This is a genomic window from Falsiroseomonas oryzae (genome assembly GCF_027856955.1).
Taxonomy (GTDB): Bacteria; Pseudomonadota; Alphaproteobacteria; order Acetobacterales; family Acetobacteraceae; genus Falsiroseomonas; species Falsiroseomonas oryzae.
The window spans coordinates 1-577 of the sequence record NZ_JAPSMD010001004.1 but is presented as its reverse complement, the minus strand read 5'-3'; the positions used below and the strand labels follow the sequence as shown (position 1 = coordinate 577).

Annotated in this window: 2 protein-coding genes; both read right to left on the bottom strand. The window is 77.3% G+C overall.

Annotation, left to right across the window (positions count from 1 at the left end):
- The coding region (locus OZN99_RS33205) for a class I SAM-dependent methyltransferase (protein WP_270939420.1) at positions 1-234 on the bottom strand (234 nt) is incomplete at its 3' end.
- Positions 231-577: TIGR04282 family arsenosugar biosynthesis glycosyltransferase (locus tag OZN99_RS33200; RefSeq protein ID WP_270939419.1), on the bottom strand; the 347-nt coding region annotated here is incomplete at its 5' end. The genes OZN99_RS33200 and OZN99_RS33205, both read right to left, overlap by 4 nt.

The following is a 577-nucleotide window of genomic DNA, read 5'->3' as shown; positions in this document are numbered from 1 at the left end:
GGCCAGGCGGCGCGCGGCGGCGACCTGGCCCGGGGCGGCGTCCAGCCCGAGCACCTCGCCGCCCCGTGCGGCCAGCGCGCGTGCCACCACGCCGGTGCCGGTGCCGAGGTCCAGCACGCGCATGCCCGGCGCGAACAGGCCCTGCGCCTCCAACAGCTCGAAGAAGCGGGGCGGGAAGCCCTGGCGGTGCGTCGCGTAGTCGTCGCTGGTGGCTGACCAGTCCGGGTTCGTCACGGCATGCCTCCCCGGATCGCCCGCAGGTCCTCGACTGTGTCCACGTCGCGCAGGGTGCGCAGCAGCGCAACGCGCCGGCCGTGGAAATTGGCCAGGGTGTCGGCCAGCGCATGCGCGCTGGACCAGCGCACCCCCGCGAAGGGCCGCGCCGGCCGTCGCGGGCCGAGCCCGACCAGCCAGTAGCCGCCATCCTCGGCCGGGCCGAACACCGCATCCGCCCGCCCCAGCGCAAGGAAGGCGGCGGCCAGGTCGCTGCGCGCCAGGCCTGGGATGTCGCTGCCGACCAGCACCGCGCGCCGATGCCGCGCCAGCGCCCGCTGCATCCGCCGGCCGAGGTCGCCGC